Here is a 21,960-nt window from a genome sequence, read left to right as displayed (position 1 = left end):
GTTGGCTCGCCCCCAGACCAGATCAGTGTAAGACTTGCACAGTTTACTGAAAGACGTACCGGAGCGAAAGATGCCGATCGAGCCCGATCCCCGCGCCCTGCCGCCGGGCCTGACCCCAGCGTGGGAGGGAACCCCCCGCCCCCGCCGCGGCCCGAAGCCGTCGCACACCGTCGAGTCGGTCGTGGCGGCCGCCGTCGACCTGGCCGACACCGAAGGCCTGGCAGCCGCGTCCCTGCCGAACATCGCGTCCGCGCTCGGGCTGACGACCAACGCGCTCTACCGCTACGTAACCTCGAAAGACGAACTCCTGATCCTCCTGGCCGAGGCTGGCTTCGGCCCACCCCCGCCCGCCCCCGTCGACCTGGACTGGCGCTCCGCCGTCCGCACGTGGGCCGACGCGGCGGCAAAACGCTACGCCGCCCGCCCGTGGCTGCTGGACGTCCGCGAAGGCCTCACCCCCCACCGTCTCCGCTGGACCGAACAACTCCTGGCCATTTTCACCGGTGCTGGATTGTCCACAGTGGACGCCTTCCCGTGCGCGGAACTGGTCAGCGCCGTAGTCCGCGCTACCGCGGACCGCCGCCGCACGATCGCCGACCCGGACTCGCCAGAATCCACCGAACGCGCCTCCGAAGTCCGCGCTTTTCTGCACCCGCGCTTGGCCGAAGGCGGATATCCGCATCTGGCTGAGCTGACGGAAGTGGGCGAATTCCCCGCCGCCGCCCCCGAAGACTTCGCGCTGGAGCGAGTCCTGGACGGAATCGGCGCCCTTCTTCCCTGATCTGGACAGGTGAGGGGAACCCCTCACTTACCCGCCCGCACCCGGCGGACCACGACGCGAACGTCCGTGAGGGCCACCTTGAGGGAATCTGATTCCCTCAAGGTTCCCCTCACGTACCTCTCACCCACGCCACCCGCCACAAGCCCCGACGACGCCCCCCAAGCTGCGGAACTACGCACGACGGTTACCGAGAAAACCTCACTGGGCGGGACGGTGAGCGGTTCGCGGGGATTGGGCTGTCGTGGCGGGCGTGGTTCGCGGCTGGCGGTTACCGAGAAAACCTCACTGGGCGGGACGGTGGGCGGTTTGCGAGGGTTGGGCTGTGGTGGTGGCTGCGATTCGCAGCTGGCAGTTGGGTGAGGTGCCGGGGTTGGCGTAGTGGCGGCCGCGGTCAGCGGAGTGCGGCTTTGCGGGTGAGGGGTGCCGGAGATTGGACACGCGGTCGTGTCGGATTCGCGGGCGGAGCTCGGACATCACCACCCACCCGCACCAGGCGCCCACACTCCCCCGCACCCCGATACGAAGCCAAAAACGCGGGCGACGGGTGTTTGTCAAGGCATCTTTCCCGCCTTGACAAACACCCGCCGCCCGTCGTCACAATCCAACTTCGGGGTGCCCCCACGACCCCCACGGCAATGTCGCCCCCCAGGGCGACGAGCCGAAACCCCCACCCGAATCACCCAAGACTACAAACCCACTCCTCCACAGCCTTGGCAGTAGTCTCCACATCCCCATCCACAATACTGAAATGATCCCCAGGCACAGTAACCACAACATCCGCCCGATCCCACGTAGTCCGCCACAACCCGGGATCCTCCCCAGCCCGCTCCGGAGAATCCCCGGCAGTGACAAACCGCCGATCCGGCCGCACCAAAACCACCGGAACATCCACCTCAGGCAACTCGACCCCATCCAGCAACCCAAGGTAATAAGCCATAGCCGTCAACTTGTCCCGATCAAACGGCCCGTACTGCTCTTCCCGCTCGACCATCCCCGCGGCCATATCCCGAACGGTGTCCCCGACCTCCCCACCGTCCTCCATCGCATAACTGTCCAGCAAAACAACCCCAGCCGCCTTTACCCGAGACGCCAGCGCATAAGCCAGCACCCCACCAGAAGAATGCCCCACCAACACGAACGGCCCGTCCCCAGCCAGCCGGACACTCTCCGCCAGCACATCCAGCAAAGCATCCAGATCAGCAGGCAACGACTCCCCAGCCACAAACCCAGGAGTAGGCAACGCCGCCACCGCCCGAACCCCCCGGAACCGAGCAGCGAGCTTCGCGTACTGATAAGCCCCGCCCATCCCAGCCGGAGTAGGAACAGCCAGCAACCTCACCCCAGCAGGCCCATCAGCCAACTCGACCGCCCGAGGCTCCTCGGAAAGCTCAGCCACATCCCGGAATACCGGCCGCAACTTAGCCGCCGCCCCCAGCAACGCGAGCCCATTCTCCACCTGCCCATTCCGGACAGCCTCGAAGAACATCTCCGTCACCGGATCCCCGCCAGCCTCAACCACCGGCTCAGTGAGCACGGTCAGCAAATGCTTAGCCAATCCCGCCGGCGTCCGGTGATCAAATGCAATAGACGCGGGCAACGAAATCCCAGCCGCACTATTGATCCGATTCCGCAACTCAACCGCAGTCAGCGAATCAAACCCGATCTCGAGGAAGTGCGAATCCTCGTCAAGCTCAGCAGTGTCGGCATACCCCAGCAACCCAGCGACCTGCTCCAGCACAAACGCCCGAAGCCCCTTCTCGGTCACCTCCAGCTCCGAGACTTCATCCGCCACCGCCCGCCGCCTCTTCACCGCAGCCTGCCCCGAAGCCACCGCTTCCGGAGCCACCAGCTGCCGCAAAGTCACGGACGCAGCCTCAGCGACCGGACGTCCGGAACGATCAGCGAACAGCACCGCCACCCGCTCGTCCCCCAGCGGAGTCAACCGAACCCGCAGCTTCGCGGCCCCGGTAGCGAACAACCGGAAGTCCCGCCATTCCACCGGATCCCCGCCCACTGCGGACAAGGCCGCGTCGAGCACCGCGGGATGCAGATCGAACTGCTCGTCCGGCGTGACTTCGATTTCCCCGAACACCACCCCGTCGGCAGACCAAGCAGCGTCAAGCCGTCCAGCGGCCACCGGTTCCGCGCCAGCAGGCGGCCACTGGCCAATCCCCTCCGGCTCAGCACCGTCGTCCACCGCCAGCACGCCCTCGGCATGCCGAGTCCACGAACCGTCGTGTCGCGAGTGGACAGTCACCGAACGCTGCCCGGCTTCGCCCGGCTCACCCACCACGATCTGCACGTGCTCAGCCGCCAACGGCGACTCGACGGTCAACCGCACCACCCGTCCGCAGCCGACCTCGTCCCCCGCCCGAGTGGCCAGCTCCGCAAAACCAGCCACCGGCAGCGCTTCCTTCGCCGGCAACGTGCCGCTCAACACCACTGTGGACGATCCAGCGACCGTCAACGCAGGTCCGAACCACGTCGCAAGCCCCGCGCCCGACTCGCGCCGAGCCTCCATGTCCACCGAAGGCCAGTACCGTGTCCGGTGGAACGCATACGGCGGCAACGGAACGATATTCGCGGACCGTCCGGCGAACATCCGCCGGACATCCAGCCCCGCGCCGAGAACGTGCAACTGCCCGGCAGCCAGGAGCGCAGAAGCGACCTCACCACGATTGCGCCGAAGCACCGGAACGAACTCCGCGTCCTCCAACACCGCCTCAGCAGCCGCGGTGAGCACCCCATTCGTGCTCAACTCGACAACACGCGTCGCCCCGGAAGCCTCCACCGCGTCCGCGAAACGAACCGTGTTGCGGCAGTTCGCGACCCAATGCGCCGGGTCGGACAGTTCATCCGTCACCTCGGCACCGGTGACCGTCGAGACCACCGGCACAGCCGGCTTCTCGAACGTCAACTCCTGCGCGATCTCTTCCAGCTCTTCGAGAATTTCGTCCAGCAGCGGCGAGTGCACCGCACAGTCGATCGCGAGCCGGTTAGTCCGACGGCCCAGCTTCTCGAAGTGCTCAGCAATCGCCTGCACCACGCCGTCCACACCGGACACTACGACCGACCGAGGCCCGTTGACCGCGGCCAACGCGACGTCGTCACCCAGCATCGGCCGTACTTCGTCCGCACTGGCCTCGACCGCGACCACGGCACCGGCCCGCGTTTCAGCCATCAGTTGGCCACGGTTCGCGACCAGCTTCACCGCATCGTCCAAAGAGAACACTCCGGCCAGATGCGCGGCCGCGATCTCGCCGACCGAGTGTCCCACCAGGACGTCCGGTCGCTGTCCCCACGATTCGAGCAACCGGTACAGCGCAACCGAGAAGGAGAACACCGCGGCCTGGCTGAACTGCGTCCGGTCCAGCAACTGCGCGTCCACCGACCCGGGCTCGGCGAACATCACCGTGCGCAGCGAGCGGCCGAGATGCTGATCGAACTTCGAAGCGATCCGTTCCAGCTCATGCGCGAACACTGGGAAGGCAGCGGACAACTCCGCACCCATTCCAGCACGCTGACTGCCCTGCCCCGGCAAGAGATACGCAGTCCGCCCGGCGGAACGGGTCCGCCCGGTCACTGCCGAGTCCGAAGTGGACAATGCTGCCAGCGCGGCCCGGAGTTCAGCCACGTCCGATCCGACCACCGCGGCCCGATGCGAGAACAACGGCTGACGGTTGGCCTGCGAGTACACGACATCCAACACCGGATATGCGTCGAGATGCGCCAGCAACGCCCGCGCCTGATCCGGAAGCGCGGCCGCCGTCCGAGCGGAGAACACGAGCGGCGGCAACACTCCACCGGAGTCAACCGACTCAACCGATTCCGTCACGGCTTCCGGAGCCTGCTCCAAAATCACGTGCGCGTTGGTCCCGCTGTACCCGAACGCGGACACCGCAGCGCGGCGCGGACGGTCCACTTCCGGCCAGTCCCGGGCTTCGTCCAGCAACCGCACAGTTCCGGCCACCCAGTCGACATCGTGCGTCGGCTCGGCGGCGTGCAAGGTCGCGGGCAACACTCCGTGCCGCATCGCCTGCACCATCTTGATCACGCCAGCGACACCTGCCGCCGCCTGAGTGTGTCCGATGTTCGACTTCACTGAACCAAGCCACAGTGGACGGTCGGTCGACCGCTCCCGGCCGTAAGTAGCCAGCAGTGCGGCAGTTTCAATCCGGTCACCCAGCGGAGTACTCGCGCCGTGGCCCTCAACGGCGTCCACATCGGACGCAACCAGGCCAGCCGCCGACAACGCGTGCCGGATCAGCTTCTCCTGCGCCGGAGCGCTGGGCGCGTTGAGGCCGTTGGAAGCACCATCCGCGTTGACCGCACTGGACTTCACCACGGCGAGCACGTCGTGCCCGTTGCGCTGTGCGTCGGAGAGTCGCTCGATCACGAGCACCCCGACGCCCTCGCCCCAGCCAAACCCGTCAGCGGCGGCGGAGTACGGCTTGCATCGGCCATCGCGAGCCACAGCGCCATCGACGAACTGCGCGAACGGAGCCGGGGAAACCAGCGCCGAGACCCCCGCGACCAACGCGAGCGAGCAGTCACCCCCGCGCAACGCCTGGGTCGCCTGATGCAGAGCCACCAGCGACGACGAGCACGCGGTGTCCACCGAAACGGCAGGCCCTTCGAGACCGAACGCGTAGGCGACCCGCCCGGAAACCACGCTGCTCAGCGCGCCGGATCCGCGATACGCCCCGCCGCCCTGTTCGAGCGCGTCGCCCGGGTCGTAGTCGGACTGCATCACGCCGACGAACACCCCGGTCGTGCTTCCCTTGAGCGCCAACGGGTCCACGCCCGCGTTTTCCAGCGCGACCCAGGACGACTCGAGCAGCATCCGCTGCTGCGGGTCCATCATCACGGCTTCGTTAGGGCTGATGCCGAAGAACGCCGCGTCGAAATCGGTGGCGTCCGGGACGAACCCGCCTCGCGGGGTGCCGCCGTCCGGAGCGACCTGTTCCAGCCAGTGGTCCATGTCCCAGGCACGGTCGGTCGGGAAGTCGCTGGTCCCATCCTGACCGGCGGCGACCAGCTGCCACAGCTCCTCCGGCGTGGTCACGCCGCCGGGGAACCGGCAGGCCATGCCCACGATCGCGATCGGCTCGTCGCTGCCCACCACGGTGGTTTCCGGCCCGGCCGCGTCCGCCTCCAGGTCGCCGAGCAGCTCGTCGTGCAGGTGCGCGGCCAGATCGCCGGCGGTCGGGTGGTCGAAGACCAGCGTCGCGGTGAGGCTGAGGCCAGTGGCTTCGTTCAGCGTATTGCGCAGCTCGACCGCGGTGAGCGAGTCGAAGCCGAGGTCCTTGAACGCGCGGTCGGCGTCGATCATGTCCGTCGACGCGTGCCCCAGCACCGCGGCCGCGTGCTCGAGGACCAGGTCACGCAGGTGGTCGAGGCGCTTCTCCGCAGGGAGCCGGACCAGCTTGCCCAGCAACGAGTCCGTACCGGCCTCGCGGTCGGAGACCGTACGCCGAGCCGTCGGAACCAAGCCGCGCAGCAGGTCCGGCACCGCGCCAGCCTCACGCCACGCGGGCAGATCGAGCTTCACCGGCACGAAGACCGTGCCAGCCGAGCTGACCGCGGTGTCGAACAGCGCCAGCCCCTCGGCCGCGGTGAACGCACCGAGCCCGCGCTTGCCGGTCGTTTCGCCAGCCATCCCGGCCGCCGATTCCCACATCCCCCAGGCAAGCGAGTGCGCTGGTTTGCCCTCGGCGCGGCGGTGCGCGGCGAGAGCGTCGAGGAAAGCGTTTGCGGCGGCGTAGTTCGCCTGGCCGGGAGCGCCGAGCACCCCGGCGGCCGACGAGAAGGTGACGAACGCCGAGACGTCGCCCACCAGTTCGTGCAGATGCCAGGCGGCGAGGGCCTTCGGGTTGAAGACACCGTCGATCCGCTCCGGGGTCATCGACGCCAGGACACCGTCGTCCAACACGCCCGCGGCATGCACCACAGCGGCGACAGGGTGCTTCTTCAACAGCCGGGCCACGGCCTTGCGGTCGGTGAGATCGCACGCGGCGACGGTGGTCTCCGCACCGAGCTCGATCAGATCCGCGACGAGTTCCGCCGTGCCAGGTGCCTGATCGCCACGGCGGCTGACCAGCAGCAGCTTCCGTGCGCCCTGCTTCGCCAGATGCGTGGCGACGATCCGGCCGAGCGCCCCGGTGCCGCCAGTAAGCAACACGGTCCCGGCCGACCAGTCGACCGGCTCGCCCGGCTCCGGCGTCGCGCGGACCAGCCGCGGCACGCGCACCTCGCCCCCGGACACCCGCACCGCCGATTCGTCCGCCGCCGCGATGGCCGCGAGCTGTTCGTCTGTCGCGTCGCCTTCGACGAGCACAATCCGGGCCGGGTTCTCCACCTGCGCGGACCGTACGAGACCGGCTACCGCGGCCCCGGCGAGATCATCGCCGGTCACCACCAGAAGCTTCTCTTTACTGTCCGATTGCAGTTTGGACAGTGCACTGTGGACAGCCTTCTTCGCTTTCACAGCGTCATTCCCGGGCTTCGCCGAGTAGACCTCGTAGGCCGCTTGCGCGTCCGGCAGGGTGGTCGGAACCCAGTCCACTTCGTACAGTTCGTCCGAGACAGTCGGGGCCGCGGCTGCCAGCTGTTCCTCACTGATCTGCCGCAACTTCAACGTGCCGACGCGCGCGACGGGTGCTCCAGTGCTGTCGGCGAGCCGCAGTTCGACGGCCTGCTCACCAGTCGGTCGCACGTGGACTCGCAGCGAAGACGCACCCGTCGCGAAAAGCTCCACTTCGGACCAGGCGTAGGGCAGCGTCGTGCCTTCCCCCGCGGCCGAGCTGAGCCCGACCGCGTGCAGGGTGGCGTCGAACACCGCCGGGTGCAGGCCGAACGCCTCGGCCGCGATCCGTTCCTGCTCAGGCAGCGCGATCTCGGCGTAAACGTCCTCGCCGCGCTGCCACGCTGCCTGCAGGCCTTGGAATACCGGCCCGTAAGCCATTCCGTGCTCGGCCAGCATGTCGTACATGCCCTCGACGTCGACCGTCTCGGCCCCGGCCGGCGGCCATTCGCTGAGCTCGAAGTTCGTGCCCGAAGCGGCGGGCGCGAGCGTGCCGTCCGCGTGCCGGGTCCAGCCCGCCGCGGTGGCGAGGTCGTCGGGTCGCGAGTGGACACTGATCGGCCGGGTCCCGTCGGCGGCCGGAGTGCCGATGCGCACCTGGATCCGCGCGGCACCCTTCGCGGGCAGCACGAGCGGTGCGTGCAGGGTCAACTCCTGGACCCGGCCGCAGCCAACCTCGTCGCCGGCGCGCACGGCGAGTTCCACAAAGGCGGTGCCAGGCAACAGGACGGAGCCGCCGACAGCGTGGTCAGCCAGCCACGGATGCGTCGCGGTGGACACGCGGCCGGACAGCACTACGCCGTCCGCGTCGGCGAGCAACGTCGCCGCGCCGAGCAGCGGGTGGTCGACCGGGTCGAGGCCCATCGACGTGACATCCCCGGATTCGGACGAAACCTCCAGCCAGTAACGCTGATGCTGGAAACCGTACGTCGGCAGGTCGGCCCGGTCCGCGCCGCGCGAGGCGAAATGCGCGGCCCAATCCGGCACCACGCCGCGGACGTGCAGGGTCGCCAAGGCGGTCAGCAACGCCACGTCCTCGGAGACGTCACGCCGCTGAGCGGGCACGGCGACGGCGTCACCGGCGGACTGCGGAACCACCGCGGTCAGCGGCGCGTCCGGTCCCAGCTCCAGGAACCGGTTGACCCCGTCGGCCGCGAGCGCGCGGACCGCGTCGGCGAACCGGACGGGCTCGCGGACGTTGCGCACCCAGTACTCGGGGTCAGTCAGCTCGGCGTAAACCTCTTCACCGGTCACGCTGGAGATCACCGAAATGGCTGGCTGTGCGTAGGCGATGCCCTGCGCGACCGCGCGGAACTCGGCGAGCATCGGCTCCATCAGGCGCGAGTGGAACGCGTGCGAGACCTTGAGCTGAGTCGTCCGCCGTCCCGCGTCGCTGAACTTCGCGGCCACCGCGAGAACCGCGTCCTCCGCACCGGACAGGACCACCGAGCGCGGCCCGTTCACCGCGGCGACGTCGACCGTCCCTTGTGGATCGTGCGCGGTGACCTCTTCCGGTGTTCCTTCGACGGCCACCATCGCGCCGCCCTTCGGCAACGCCTGCATCAGCCTTCCGCGAGCCGCGACCAGCTTCGCCGCGTCAGCCAGAGAAAACACGCCCGCGCAGTGTGCGGCGGCGAGCTCGCCAATGGAGTGGCCGCACAGCGCGGCCGGGGTGAGACCCCACGACTCGACCAGCCGGAACAACGCGACCTCGAACGCGAACAGCGCGGCCTGAGTGTTCGCGGTCTGCGCCAACGCGTCCGCGTCTCCGTCGATCACCTCGCGGATCGGCCGGGCGAGATGCCGGTCCAGTTCCGCGCACGCCGCCGCGTAAGCCTCGGCGAAGACCGGGAAAATCTCCAGCTGCCGACCCATGCCAACCCGCTGGGATCCCTGTCCGGAGAACAGGAACGCCAGCGACGCCTCGCCGCGCGCCAGGCCGCTCACCGCGCCTAGTTCGCCATTCGCAAGAGCGTTCAACGCGGGCAGAACGTCCTCAATGGACTTCCCGATCACCGCGGCCCGGTGGTCCAGATGCGTCCGCGATGCGCCCAAGGTGGCGGCGACGTCGAGCAGGTCCAGCTCCGGCTGTGCGGCGAGGTGTTCCGCCAACCGCGCTGCCTGTGCCCGCAACGCCTGCGGCGTCCGGCCGGAAACCACGACCGGAACCGCTGCCTCGTCGCGCGGGTTCTCAGCGGCCTCCGGCGCGGGCGCTTCTTCCAGAATGATGTGCGCGTTCGTTCCGCTCAGCCCGAAGCACGACACCGCACCACGCCGCGGCTGTTCCCCGCGCTCCCACGGCCGGGCCTCGGTGAGCAGCTCGACCTTGCCCGTGGTCCAGTCCACATGCCGAGTCGGTTTGTCGACATGCAGCGTCTTCGGGAGCAGGTCGTTGTTCAGTGCCAGCACGATTTTCAGCACGCCAGCGACGCCGGACGCGGCCTGCGTGTGCCCGACGTTCGACTTGATCGAGCCGAGCCACAACGGCTCTTCGCGGTCCTGACCGTAGGTCGCGAGCAACGCCTGCGCCTCGATCGGGTCGCCGAGCTTCGTCGCAGTGCCGTGCGCCTCGACGACATCGATCTCGTCCGGCCGCAGCCGCGCGTTCGCCAATGCTTGCCGGATCACGCGTTGCTGCGCGGGTCCGTTCGGCGCGGTCATCCCGTTGGACGCGCCGTCCTGGTTGATCGCGGTGCCGCGGACGAGCGCCAGCACCGGGTGTCCGTTGCGCCGCGCGTCGGACAGCCGCTCCACCAGCAGCATGCCGCAACCCTCGGACCAGCCGGTACCGTCCGCCGAGTCGGCGAAGGTGCGGCAGCGGGCGCTGCGAGCGAGCGTGCCGTCGAGGGAGAACTCGACAAACGTGCGCGGCGTCGACATCACCGAGACGCCACCGGCGAGCGCGAGCGTGCATTCACCGTTGCGCAAGGCTTGCACCGCCAAGTGCAGGGCGACGAGCGAGGACGAGCACGCGGTGTCGATGGTCACCGCGGGTCCTTCAAGCCCGAAGGTGTAGGCGAGGCGGCCGGAAATGACGCCGGAAGAGCCGTAGCTGCCCTGATAGTTGTGGTACATGGTGCCCGCGAAAACGCCGGTCGGGCTGCCCTTCACCGAATGCGGTGCGATCCCGGCGCGCTCGAACGCCTCCCAGGACGTTTCGAGCAGCAACCGCTGCTGCGGGTCCATGAGCAGCGCCTCGCGCGGGCTGATGCCGAACAGGTCGGCGTCGAAATCGAGCGCGTCGTGCAGGAATCCGCCCTCGCGCACATAACTCGAACCCGGCCGTTCCCCGGTCGGGTCGTAGAGCCGGTCGAGGTCCCAGCCCCGGTTCGACGGGAACTCGCCGATCGCGTCGACCCCGCCGGACAGCAATTCCCACAACGCTTCCGGGGTGCCCGCGCCGCCGGGAAGCCGGCAGGCCATCCCGACGATCGCGATCGGCTCCCGCGCGGCTTCGGTGAGCTTGCGGTTCTTTTCGCGCAACCGCTCGGTTTCCTTCACCGAAGCCCGGAGCGCACCGACCAGCTTCTCTTCGGAGTTGCCCACGTGCCCACGTTCCTTCCGCGTCACAATGCTCGCCGGACATCGTGACGATACGAGCGCGGCCACGCGCGGACCCACCCCTAACGGCCCCTGCCGCGCCGGTCCGCCCGCCCGGCCAAGGTCCGCTTTAGACGGTCTTTAGGGGTTGTCGCTGACCACCGCCGGGTGTCAGATTTTGCTGGCGTTCCAAGCCATTTCGCACGGCTCGTTTCCGCTGGGGGTTTCACCGCCCGGACAAGGACTGGGGAATCGTATGCACACGTTGACACGCAGGCTGCTGGTGGTGGGAGCCCACGGCGACGACGAAACGCTCGGCGCGGGCGGGACCATCGCCCGGCTCGCCGACGAGGGCGTCACCGTTTCGCTTTGCATTCTCACCAACGACGACGGTTCGCGTTCGGCGGCCGGCGCCGAGGTCACCGATCGCACCGACGCGATCGAACTGGCCGCGAAAACGCTCGGCATCGAGCGCGTGCGAATCCACGAATTCGGCGACAACCGGCTCGACACGGTCAGCCACCTCGAACTGAACCAGGTCGTCGAACGCGAGGTCCGCGAATTCGAGCCGGACACCATCTTCGCCACCAGCATGTGCGACCTGAGCACCGACCACGCGCTGGTCAGCCGCGCCGCGCGGGTCGCCGGACGGCCGGGCAAGGGCCCGGTGCGCGAGGTCCGCACGTTCGAGATCCGCTCCGCCACCGACGTCGGAGAGGCCTCCGGACTGCCGGTCACGTTCCGGCCGAACTGCTGGCAACTGCTCGACGAAAGCCACCTCGAACGCAAAATCGAAGCGCTGCGCGCCTACGGCAAAGAGCTCGAGCCGTGGCCCAGTCCGCGCAGCGAACGCGGCGTGCGCGCGTTGGCCGAATACCGCGGCTCACAGGTCAGCGCTGGCCTCGCCGAAGCCTTCGAAATCGTCCGCTCGGTCCGATGACCGGTGCTTTTCCCGCTCGCTTTTTCCTTTCGCTTTTCCACAGCCCATCCAGAAACGGGTGACCAGGAATGACCAGTACAGTCGCTGAATTCGAGGCCCTCGCCGAACGGAACGAACTGACCTCGGTCGCGGTGATCGGGATGGGCTACGTCGGCCTGCCGACCGCGCTCGGCCTGCACGCCGGCGGCGTCGGTGTGATCGGCATCGACCTGTCGCAGAACCGGCTCGACGCGATCCGCTCCGGCGACGTCGACCTCATCGAAGCCGACCACCGCCGGCTCGAGAAAGCCGTGCACCAGGAGGACTTCCAGCTCACCGCGGACTCGGCGCGGATGGCCGAGGCGGACGCGGTGCTGGTGTGCGTGCCGACCGGGCTTGACGAGTACCTGATGCCCGACCTCGGCCCGCTGGAGGCGGCGTGCGCGGCGCTGGTCGCGAACGCCCGCCGCGGCCAGACATTCATCCTCACCTCCACGAGCTACGTCGGCACCTCCAACCGGCTGCTGGTGAAGCCGCTGGTGGCCAAGGGATTCACGATCGGCCGCGACCTGTTCGTGGCTTCCAGCCCGGAGCGGATCGACCCGGGCAACGTCACGCACACCCAGGCCGAGACCCCGCGCGTGCTCGGCGGTGTCACCCCGGTGTGCACCGCGATGGCGCAGCGTGTGATCAACGTGCTCACCCCGAGCGTGCACTGCGTCAGCTCGCCGGAAGCGGCCGAGATGACCAAGCTGTACGAGAACACCTTCCGCGCGGTGAACATCGCGCTGGCCAACGAGTTCGCCGAGATCAGCGACGGCTTCTCGATCGACCCCATCGAGGTCATCGACGCGGCGGCGAGCAAACCGTACGGCTTCATGGCCTTCCACCCTGGCCCCGGCGTCGGCGGACACTGCATTCCCTGCGACCCGCACTACTTGCTGTGGCAGCTTCGCGCGACGCAGAGCAACGCGCCGCTGGTGACTCAGGCAATGCACGCCATCGCGGAGCGCCCGAAGCAGGTTGTCGACCGCGTACTGAACACACTGTCGCGCGAAGGCAAGGGCATGTCCGGTACGCGGGTGCTAGTGGTCGGCGTGACTTACAAGCCCGGCGTGCAGGACGTGCGTTCGTCGTCCGCGCTCGACATCCTCGACCTGCTCGCCGCGAAGGGCGCGAAGGTCGGTTACTACGACCCGCTGGTGCCGAACGTCCGAGTGACCGGCGGTTCGCTCGACACCGTCCCTGAACCGGACGGCCAGGACTGGGACGTCGCGCTCATCCACACCGTCCAGCCGGGCCACGACTACGAATGGCTCACCGACTGCCCGACCGTCATCGACGCCACCTATCGCTTCGACCGCGCGCTCTTCGCGAACTGAGAAAGGACCTACTGTGCGTTACCTCATCACCGGAGGCGCCGGGTTCATCGGCTCCCACCTCACCGAGCATCTGCTGGCCCGCGGCGACGAGGTCGTCGCACTGGACAACCTCAGCACCGGCACCCTGGACAACCTCTCCGGCGTCGCCGGGCACCCCGGCTTCCGGTTCGTGCGCGGTTCGATCACCGACCCGAACTCGGTCGAATCGTGCATGGCGGGCATCGACGCGGTGTTCCACCTCGCCGCCGCGGTGGGCGTGTTCACCATCCTCGACAAGACCATGGACAGCCTGCGCACCAACCTGCACGGCACGGAAAACATGCTCGACGCGGCGCTGCGGCACGACGTGCCGATCCTCGTCGCGTCCACGAGCGAAATCTACGGCAAGAACACCGCCGACGGCCTGCGCGAGGACGACGACCGGATCATCGGGTCGCCGCTGAAGAACCGCTGGTCCTACGCCGAGGCGAAAGCGCTGGACGAGACCTTCGCCCACCTGTACGCGGTGGAGCACGGCCTGCGCACGGTGATCGTGCGGCCGTTCAACACCGTCGGCCCGCGCCAGACCGGCCGCTACGGCATGGTCATCCCGCGCTTTGTGACCCAGGCCCTGGCCGGCGAGCCGATCACGGTGTTCGGCGACGGACAGCAGACCCGCTGCTTCTGCCACGTGCACGACGTCGTGCCCGCGCTCGCGGACCTGCTCGCCGACGAGTCCGCGTACGGCAAGGTGTTCAACCTCGGCAGCAACGAGCAGACCACCATCTCGCAGCTGGCCGAGCGCGTCATCGGCGCGACCGGTTCGAGCAGCACCATCACGAAGGTGCCGTACGAGGAAGCGTACGGCGACGGGTACGAGGACATGCAGCGCCGCATTCCTGACTGCACCCGCGCGTACAACCAGATCGGCTTCGTGCCGACGCGCACCCTGGACGACATCATCAGCGCAGTCGTCGCCGACCGATCCTGACCTGTTCCCGGTTCTGGTGAAGGGCCTCTCGCAGAGTTCGCGAGAGGCCCTTCACGCGTTCCGGAGCTTGACGTAGACGTCCGTCAGGTGGCGGGCGGCGGTGTTCGCGGACACTCCCAGTACCTCCGCGATCACCGCCACCGGCATGCCCTGCGCAGCGAGTTCCGCGACCCGCAGTTCTACGTCGGTCAGCACCGTTCTCCCGCTTTCCGTCACTGCCCGGCACCGGCCAGTTCGCCCGCCAGCGCGCTCCGCCCAGCCACGCCGAGCTTGCGATACACCCTGGTCAGATGTTGCTCCACAGTGGACACTGTGATGTACAGCGTTTCGGCTATCTGACGGTTGGTCCGCCCGTGCGCCGCGAGTTCCGCGACGCGCAGCTCGGCCTCGCTCAACGTCGTCGCCGCCGGCCCCTCCGGATCCGCGCGCGGCGGCTCCGGTCTCGACACCACCGGCCGCGGCGTGAGCGGACGCATCGGCTGCCGCGGCACCTGCACCGGCTTCACCAGGCCTGCCGAACGTTCCGCGCGCTGGCCCAGCTGGTTGATCGCGCGGACCGTGCGGGCCAGCTCAAGCCGGTCGCCGGACTCCTTGAACGCCTCCGCCGCCCGGTTCAGCAGGCCGGACCGCGCCCCGCTGTCCCCGGCGAATGCCAGCACCCGCAGAGCCACTGCCTGCGAAAACGCGTCCTTCGTGTCCGCCAGCTGCTGTTTCGCCAGCTCTACCGCGAGCGTCGGGTTGCGCAGCCGCAGGTTCGCCTCGGCGAGATCGGTCCGCCACGGTGCCACCGCGGGCAGATCGAGATCGCTGTCGCGAAGGATCCGTTGGCATTGCTGGAAATCGCTCACTGCCGACAGCCCCCGGTTCGTGGCCAGGTGGAACTGCCCGCGCGCCCGGAGGAACCGTACGCCGCCGAGTGTCGTGTACACCGTTTCGGGCAGCGCGTGGCGCAACACCGCCGCTGCGGCCTTGAACGCTCCTGCCGCGGTGTACGCGGTCAGCATCGTGGCTAGCGGGTACGTGATCGCGACGCCCCAGTTCGGTTCGTCAAGCAGGGCAAGCGCACGGCGTGCTGCTTCCGCCGCTTCGGCCGGTTCGCCGCGACGCAGCAGCAGACTCGCGCCCAGAGCGTCGAGCATCGCCTTCCACGTCACCGCTCCGCGATACTCGGCCTCCTCGGCCAGCGAAGTGCACCAGCCTTCCGCGCGCTCCGCCTTGCCGTCGTACGCGAGCGCGAGGATCGCCGTGGCCAACGCTTCCAGCGAAGTGTCGGAGAGCCGACAGTTCTGCAGAATCCGCTCCGCGCACACCGAAGTCTCTTCGCTGCCGCCGACCTGCCAAACCGAGGCGAGCGTGCTCGCCGTGCGCATCCAGGGATCCGATGCGTCGATCGACAGCTCCGGTGCCTTGCCGTAGTGCCAATGCGCGGCGAGGGTCAGCTCCGCAGCAGTTCGCGGGTGCAGCGGCTCGAGGTCGTCGCCCAGCCGGACCAGCGCGGACTCGAACGTTCCCCGATCACCGAACCACAATGACTGCCGTACCAGCGCGATCCGGTCGGACTGATCGAGCGAATCAGCTTCGCGCAACGCCGCGAGATGCGGTGCGGCCGCCGCCGGGTTGACCCGCCAGGTGATCTTGGCCAGCAGTTGGGAAATCATCTGCTGCTCCCACGACGCGGTGGTCGTCGAAGCCGCCAACTGCAGACAGCGAGTCGCGAAGTCGACGTCGTCGCCGAGCATCACCTGCTCCGCCGCCGCGACCAGCACCGGCAACGCCCACTCCGCCCGCGTTTCGCCCGCCGCCACGAGATGCCGCGCGACCTCCGGCGCCGACAACCCGCGTGCGTGCTTCACCTCAGCGGCGCGGATGTGCAGCCGAACCTTCTCGGACCCGCGCAACCCGCCGACAACCGCCGCCGCGGCTGGCGGCTGCCGGAACCGCACCCCGTCGACCAGCCCAGTCTCCACGAGCAACCCCGCGGACGCTTCCGCCTCGACCGGGTCCACGCCCGCCACTGCCGCCACCGCATCCGTCGTCACGTCGGTGTCCAGCACCGCGATCGCCGTCGCGACTTCCCGCAGCGGCGAACCATAACGATGCAAAAGCCGTTGTACCGCATCGGAATACGCCGCACCGTCGTCCACCGAGCTACGACAAGCGTCGACCAACGCGCTGACCAGCAACGGATTCCCCGCGCTCAGCCCGTGGATCCGCTCAGCCTCACCGTGGTCCGGGACCAGCTGCGCGATCCCTTCCACGGTGAACGGCGTGAGATGCACGTACCGGTGCGGCTGCGCGGCGAATTCGACACCCTCGCCGGAATACCAGCCGTCCGGCTGCGTCAGCACCAGCAACATCGCGGCCGACCTCGCCCGCCGCTGCAACCTCAGCAACAACCGCGCCGACGTATCGTCCACGTGCTGCAAATCGTCGACCGCGATCAGCAAAGATCGCTCGCGCGCCAGCCGGTGCAACGCACTGCACAACGCCGAGATCCGATCCTCGCCATCCGCCGCGGCCAGCACTTCGCGCGGCAACGCCGGACTGGCCAGCAACTGGTCGAGCACGCCTCCGTCGACGTCGCGCTCGTCCGCCGCTCCCGCCGCGGTGAGCGTCAGAACGCCCAGCTCACGGGCTCGCGCCACGACTTGGTTCTGTACCTGTGTTTTGCCGCTGGCCGGTCCTCCGCCGACCAATACCGTGTCTCCGGCCCCCGCATCGCATTCGATCAGCAGCCCTTCAAGAAGGGACACTGCTTCGTTTGGCTCGGTGCGGCGGTTCTGCCCCCAGTTCACGCCCATCGCAAGCTCCTCGACCCAACGGTCATCTTCCTGCGTCTGCAACAGTCGCAGCCACCCCCTAAGCACAGCCAACCGCGATCTAAAGTCACTCAATCAGGTGATCACGATTACCTGGCGTTGCCGGCGGCTGGGGTTTGCCCGCTTGCCTTCCGGACGCGAGGGGCGGTTTTCCGCTGCCAGAGCCGGGTTTTGGCTCCGGACAGTGATCTTGCCGGGGAGGTTTCCGCACTCGGGGTTGACCATTTCGAGCGATGGCGTAATCGAACTTGCGTTCGATTCAATGAAGAGGTGTCCACGACTACGACGCTCCCCGCCTGGCAACTGGCAGACCGGGACCTGACCACCAGACTCCTGACCACCCAAAGACAGCAGAACATCGCCTACGCGGCACAACTGGAAGCCATCCGCGAACTGGACTCGCGCGGCGCCGTGCCGGAGGGCTACTCCTCCACCGCGGCCTACCTGGCGACGATCCTGCACGTGACGCCGCGCGAGGCCCGCACCCGGCTCGCCCAAGCCACCGGCTCCTTGCCGCTGACTTGGAAAGCCTTGACCGCAGGCGAACTCACCGCCCAGCACGCGGCCGTCATCGCCGAATTCCTCGCGGACGCGCCGAGATGGCTGACGCCGGAGGATTACACCATCGCGGAAGACACCCTGGTGGCTCTCGCGGCCCAGGCCAATCCGAACATCGTCCGCCGCGCCGCGACCCGGCTGAAGATCTACTGGGACAACGATCCTTCCGACGTCCCCGGGTCCCCTGACGCGGACGCCGACTCGCTTCCCGACTCGGACTCGGCTTCCGGCTCAGGCTCCGGTCCCGCTGAGGCCGCCCACCCCTGGCGGGAATTCCGCTGGCACTGGACCCAGAACGGCCGTTTCCGCTTCTCCGGCAACGTAGACCACGAAACCGGCACCCTGATCGAGCAACTGCTGGTCCCGCTGGCCGCACCGGACCCCGCCGCCACACCGGGCACCCCCGATCCCCGCACCCCGGCCGAACGGCACGGCGACGCCCTCGCCGCGATCGTCGACCTGGCCGCCCGCACCCCGGATCTCCCGGCGAAAGCCGGCGAACGAGCAGTCGCGACGGTGACCGTCAGCCTGGAAACCCTGCAGAGCACCGCGAAAACGATCTTCACGGACGACGAATCGGTGCTGCCCGCGTCCCACCTGCGCCGGATCCTGTGCGACGCCAAGGTCTACCCCGCGGTCCTGGGCACCGAAGGCCAAGTCCTCGACCTGGGCCGCTCCGCCCGCACCGCGACGAACGCCCAACGCCGGGCACTGGCGATCCGGGACCGCGGCTGCACCTTCCCCGGCTGCGACCGCGGTCCAAAGTGGACCACACCGCACCACATCGTCCACTGGGCCCACGGCGGCGCGACGGACCTGGACAACCTCGCCTCGTGCTGCGAACGCCACCACCGCCTCCTGCACCACAGCGGCTGGAAAATCGTCCTCCGCGACGGCGCCGTGTACTGGATCCCGCCGTCCATCCTCGATCCGGAGCGGAAACCGCTCCGCAACACCGCCCACAACCCACCGCCCACCCCACTGCGAACCGCAGCCGCGGCCGCCACCCCATCCCGCCCACGCCGGGCCAGCTAGGGGTTGTCCAGTGCCGACAAGCCCCGAACACTCCTGGTTTTGTGACCGCAGTGGACGAAACACCCGCGAACGCACGCACCAGCCGATGGATCCGCCGCTTCCACCCAACCGACAGGGCACGGGTGCGCCTGGTGTGCCTCCCGCACGCCGGCGGCTCGGCGACCGCCTACTTCCCGCTCTCCGCCGCCGCGGCGGAACAGGACTTCGAGGTGGTCGCCGTCCAATACCCCGGCCGCCAAGACCGCCGCGCCGAACCCTGCCTGGACACGGTCGCCGCCATCGCCGACGCGATCACCGCCGACCTGTCCGGCTGGTCCGACCTGCCAGTGGTCCTGTTCGGCCACAGCATGGGCGCCACCGTCGGCTACGAGGTAGCCCGCCGCCTGGAGGCCCAGGGCACTCCCCCGCTAGGCCTCTTCGCCTCCGCCTGCCGAGCCCCGTCCGCACACCGCATCGAGTTCATCCACCAACGCGACGACGAAGGCCTGATCGCCGCACTCAAGGAACTCAGCGGCACCGACGCCGGCGTACTGGGGGACGACGAACTGCTGCGCATGGTCCTGCCCGCGATCCGCGGCGACTACACCGCGGTAGAAACCTACCGGCACCACCCCGGCTTGGAACCAAGCTGCCCCATCCAAGTCCTGGTCGGCGACACGGACCCGGTAACCGACCTGGACGAGGCTGACGCCTGGCGCCGCCACACCACCGGCCCCTGCCAGGTGAAGATCTTCCCCGGCGGCCATTTCTACCTGAACGACCAGCTCAACGCCGTCCTAGACACGATCATCACAACCCTGGCCGGATGGCAACCGGGAATCCACCGGGGATAAGGGTGGGGAAACCCCAGGGCAGCCTCAGGAGCACACCCCATGGTCCCGGAACCCCCATTCCGAGAAACTAGGTACATCAAGGAAACATCCCCTCAACCAGGAGGCCATCATGATGGCGATCACCACCGCCCCCGGCGTCACCCAGCGCATGCTCGCCAACGGCCACCTGGAGCTGACCTGCCGCACCACCAACCGCCACATCGAATGCGAGCCGGTCGCCGCCGCGATGTGGATCGCCCTGAAGCAGCACAACGGCGACGTCGACCAGGCCGCCACCACTCTCTCCACCCTGTGGGAGACGAACGAGGACGACACCCGCTACGACCTCATCGCCCTGGCCGGTTCCCTGTGCTCGCTGGGCATGGCCACCGAGTCGTAACAGGCATCGCGCCCCGACTGCTCCCTCGGGGACGCGCCTTCCCCGCGTCCGCAGCACGCACTCGCTCAGGTGGTGCGGGATCTCGGCACATTTGAGGGCTAGCGACCCGGCCGCATGCTCTGCGCTCCGGCGAAGGCCAGCACGCCATCGTTGAGCTTCTGGCGGTGCAAGAGATGGCATATGCGACGCGTCCCGATAGACCACGAGCGTGCTGTCGGGCACCAAGCCGGCCGAGCACTGCCCGCAGGTCCGGAGTGGGCGAACGCATCTTGGTCGCCGTGCGCGATCAGGGCGGGGATTCGGATTCCGCATTTCCGGCCTGACATCCGCCGCCAGGTTGGCCTCGGTGCAGGCCACCGTGGCTTGAAGTGACACTCCCATCCAGTCGCAGATGGCCCGGTCTTTCTCCACCAGCGATCCGCAGGCCTGCAACCACCGGATCGCCGCTCACCTGAACCAACTCGAGAACGAACTCAGTCGCACCCAGCAGACCGTCCGCGCAAAGCGGAATCTTCTCGCGCCCGAACCCGCCGCGGATGCTCCCGAGGTCGAGTTGCGTCGAGTGCCTGCCGTTCCGGCCGCGGTGATCGCCGGGACTGTCGCCGCCCAAGACGCGGTCGTGTGGCTGCGAGGCGCGCTCGGCGAACTTCACTCGACCCCTGGCAGCGCAGCACCTGCCCCGCACCGTCCCCGTCGGCGGGATCTTCTCCGACGAACTGTTCACTCGCCACTGCGGGCAGGTGACCGTCTTCGTCCCGCGCGCCAGGCCGATCCGCCCCTTGGGTGGGTCTCGGCTCAAACCGTTCCCGCCGTCGAGCTGGCGGTCATGACGCCTCACGAACCGTCCGCCGACGTCGACCGCACCTATGCTGCCCTCGCAACGCACGTCGCCCGGCATGCCCTCGCTGTCGACGAGCCCATCCGCGAGAACTACTTGGTCGGCCAACGAGACAGCACCGACGACACCCAGTGGCGAACCGAGATCGGCTGGCCAGTCTTCCTCACCGCCCCGGTGCCGCAGTTCGCTGAACCGAGTTGGCCAGGCGACTTCGAACAGGCTACTCTCATTCAGATGTTAGAAACATCTGTGTACGACATCTTACTGTGAGCGTTGTGCATCAACCTCCGCCCTCCGAGCTCGAAAGGAGCTGGTCAGCGATGCGTGTGCTCTTCACCAGCCTCGCGTCGGTCGGTCATACCTACCCGCTCATTCCGCTCGCAGTCGCCACCCAGGAGGTCGGGCATGAGGTGCATTTCGCCGCTGGCCAGAACGTCCACGCGTGCTTGCGCCGCAACGGACTGCGGCCGTTCCGCCCGGCGGATTCGTTCTACGAGATCTACGCCGAGGACCTCGAACCCGACCTGGCCCGGTTGCGGCCCGATCTTGTCGTCCACGAATGGGGGCAGCCGGGGGCGGCCATCGCGGCGCGGCGGGCGGGGATTCCGAGTTTTTGGCACGGATTCGGCCGAATGTTTCCCGAAGGGATCGGGCTGGAGAGGCCTGCGGGGGATCGGCTGCATCTTGATATCTGTCCGCCGTCCTTACAGGACAACGACTTTCTCGCGGCAGCTGAGCGTATCCAGCTGCGGCCGGTCGCCTACTCCGAGCCAATGCCAGAGTGGCGTGTCGAGAGGGCTGCGCGTCCGCTGATCTACCTGACGCTCGGTACGGCGTTCGGCACGGAGAAGGTCCTCACGACTGCTATCAAGGGCTTGGCCGCGCTTGACGCAGACGTGGTGGTCGCCGCGGGGAACGTCCAGCTCGGTGCGGTGCCGAATAGCGTCACGGTTCACAGTTGGGTACCGCAGGCGGAGCTGTTGCCCCACGTCGACGTGGTCGTGCATCACGGCGGTAGCGGCACGACGCTCGGCGCGCTTGCGGCCGGGGTGCCGCAACTGGTTCTACCGCAGGGAGCAGACCAGTTCGCGAATGCCGAGGCACTCAGCGCTGCGGGAGCGGCGTTGCGCATTCCTCCCGGAGAACTGAGTGCGGACGGCGTGGCTGAGAGTGTCCGGAAACTGCTGTCCCGGAACAGCGGCTATCGCGACGCGGCCCAAGTGATCGCGGAGGAGATCGCGCGGATGCCGTCGCCGAAGGAGGTCGCCGGTGACTTGGCTAGGTGGGTCGAATAACGCCGGGGCCGCCCGGTGAGGGGCGGCC

General features: G+C 68.3%; 11 protein-coding genes and 1 pseudogene. 9 read left to right on the top strand and 3 right to left on the bottom strand.

Annotated features, from left to right (window positions below):
* Positions 1-70: 70 nt before the first annotated feature.
* Positions 71-781, top strand: a complete 711-nt coding sequence (locus ACZ63D_RS12695; RefSeq protein WP_465354417.1) for a TetR/AcrR family transcriptional regulator — start codon at positions 71-73, stop codon at positions 779-781.
* A 676-nt stretch (positions 782-1,457) separates the two neighbouring features.
* Here ACZ63D_RS12695 and ACZ63D_RS12690 read toward each other — a convergent pair.
* Positions 1,458-10,892, bottom strand: a pseudogene (locus ACZ63D_RS12690) (type I polyketide synthase); the annotation flags it as partial.
* Between the two features lie 268 nt (positions 10,893-11,160).
* Here ACZ63D_RS12690 and ACZ63D_RS12685 point away from each other — a divergent pair.
* From ACZ63D_RS12685 to ACZ63D_RS12675, 3 genes are all read left to right on the top strand, one after another.
* Positions 11,161-11,844: a PIG-L deacetylase family protein gene (locus tag ACZ63D_RS12685; RefSeq protein WP_465354416.1), complete on the top strand. Its 684-nt coding sequence runs from the start codon at positions 11,161-11,163 to the stop codon at positions 11,842-11,844.
* Positions 11,845-11,912: 68 nt separating this feature from the next.
* On the top strand, positions 11,913-13,205 hold the full coding sequence (locus tag ACZ63D_RS12680; protein WP_465354415.1) for a nucleotide sugar dehydrogenase: 1,293 nt from the start codon (positions 11,913-11,915) through the stop codon (positions 13,203-13,205).
* 13 nt (positions 13,206-13,218) lie between these two features.
* Complete coding sequence (locus ACZ63D_RS12675) at positions 13,219-14,175, top strand: NAD-dependent epimerase/dehydratase family protein (RefSeq protein ID WP_465354414.1); 957 nt, start codon at positions 13,219-13,221, stop codon at positions 14,173-14,175.
* Between the two features lie 51 nt (positions 14,176-14,226).
* Here the strand turns inward: ACZ63D_RS12675 and ACZ63D_RS12670 are convergent, their stop codons facing one another.
* Both ACZ63D_RS12670 and ACZ63D_RS12665 read right to left on the bottom strand, forming a co-directional pair.
* A complete protein-coding gene (locus ACZ63D_RS12670) occupies positions 14,227-14,370 on the bottom strand; it encodes a LuxR C-terminal-related transcriptional regulator (protein ID WP_465354413.1) in 144 nt (47 codons plus the stop codon).
* Between the two features lie 17 nt (positions 14,371-14,387).
* Positions 14,388-16,976 carry a helix-turn-helix transcriptional regulator gene (locus ACZ63D_RS12665; RefSeq protein ID WP_465354412.1) on the bottom strand — a complete coding sequence of 863 codons (2,589 nt, stop codon included), beginning with the start codon at positions 16,974-16,976 and terminating at the stop codon, positions 14,388-14,390.
* 288 nt (positions 16,977-17,264) lie between these two features.
* Between ACZ63D_RS12665 and ACZ63D_RS12660 the strand changes: the two genes are divergently transcribed.
* From ACZ63D_RS12660 to ACZ63D_RS12640, 5 genes are all read left to right on the top strand, one after another.
* Positions 17,265-18,587, top strand: coding sequence for an HNH endonuclease signature motif containing protein (locus ACZ63D_RS12660; protein ID WP_465354411.1), 1,323 nt, complete (start codon positions 17,265-17,267; stop codon positions 18,585-18,587).
* 131 nt (positions 18,588-18,718) lie between these two features.
* Positions 18,719-19,420 (top strand): thioesterase II family protein, encoded by a 702-nt coding sequence (locus ACZ63D_RS12655; protein WP_465354410.1) that lies wholly within the window; start codon positions 18,719-18,721, stop codon positions 19,418-19,420.
* Positions 19,421-19,529: 109 nt separating this feature from the next.
* Positions 19,530-19,799, top strand: a complete 270-nt coding sequence (locus ACZ63D_RS12650) for a hypothetical protein (RefSeq protein WP_100266930.1) — start codon at positions 19,530-19,532, stop codon at positions 19,797-19,799.
* Between the two features lie 391 nt (positions 19,800-20,190).
* The gene (locus ACZ63D_RS12645; protein WP_465354409.1) at positions 20,191-20,907 is read left to right on the top strand and encodes a GyrI-like domain-containing protein; all 717 of its coding nucleotides are present in this window, start codon (positions 20,191-20,193) and stop codon (positions 20,905-20,907) included.
* A gap of 50 nt (positions 20,908-20,957) precedes the next feature.
* On the top strand, positions 20,958-21,932 hold the full coding sequence (locus ACZ63D_RS12640) for a glycosyltransferase (protein ID WP_465354408.1): 975 nt from the start codon (positions 20,958-20,960) through the stop codon (positions 21,930-21,932).
* Positions 21,933-21,960 lie beyond the last annotated feature (28 nt).

The organism is Amycolatopsis sp. NPDC104775 (assembly GCF_055583325.1).
This window is presented reverse-complemented; position numbering and strand designations above follow the sequence as displayed.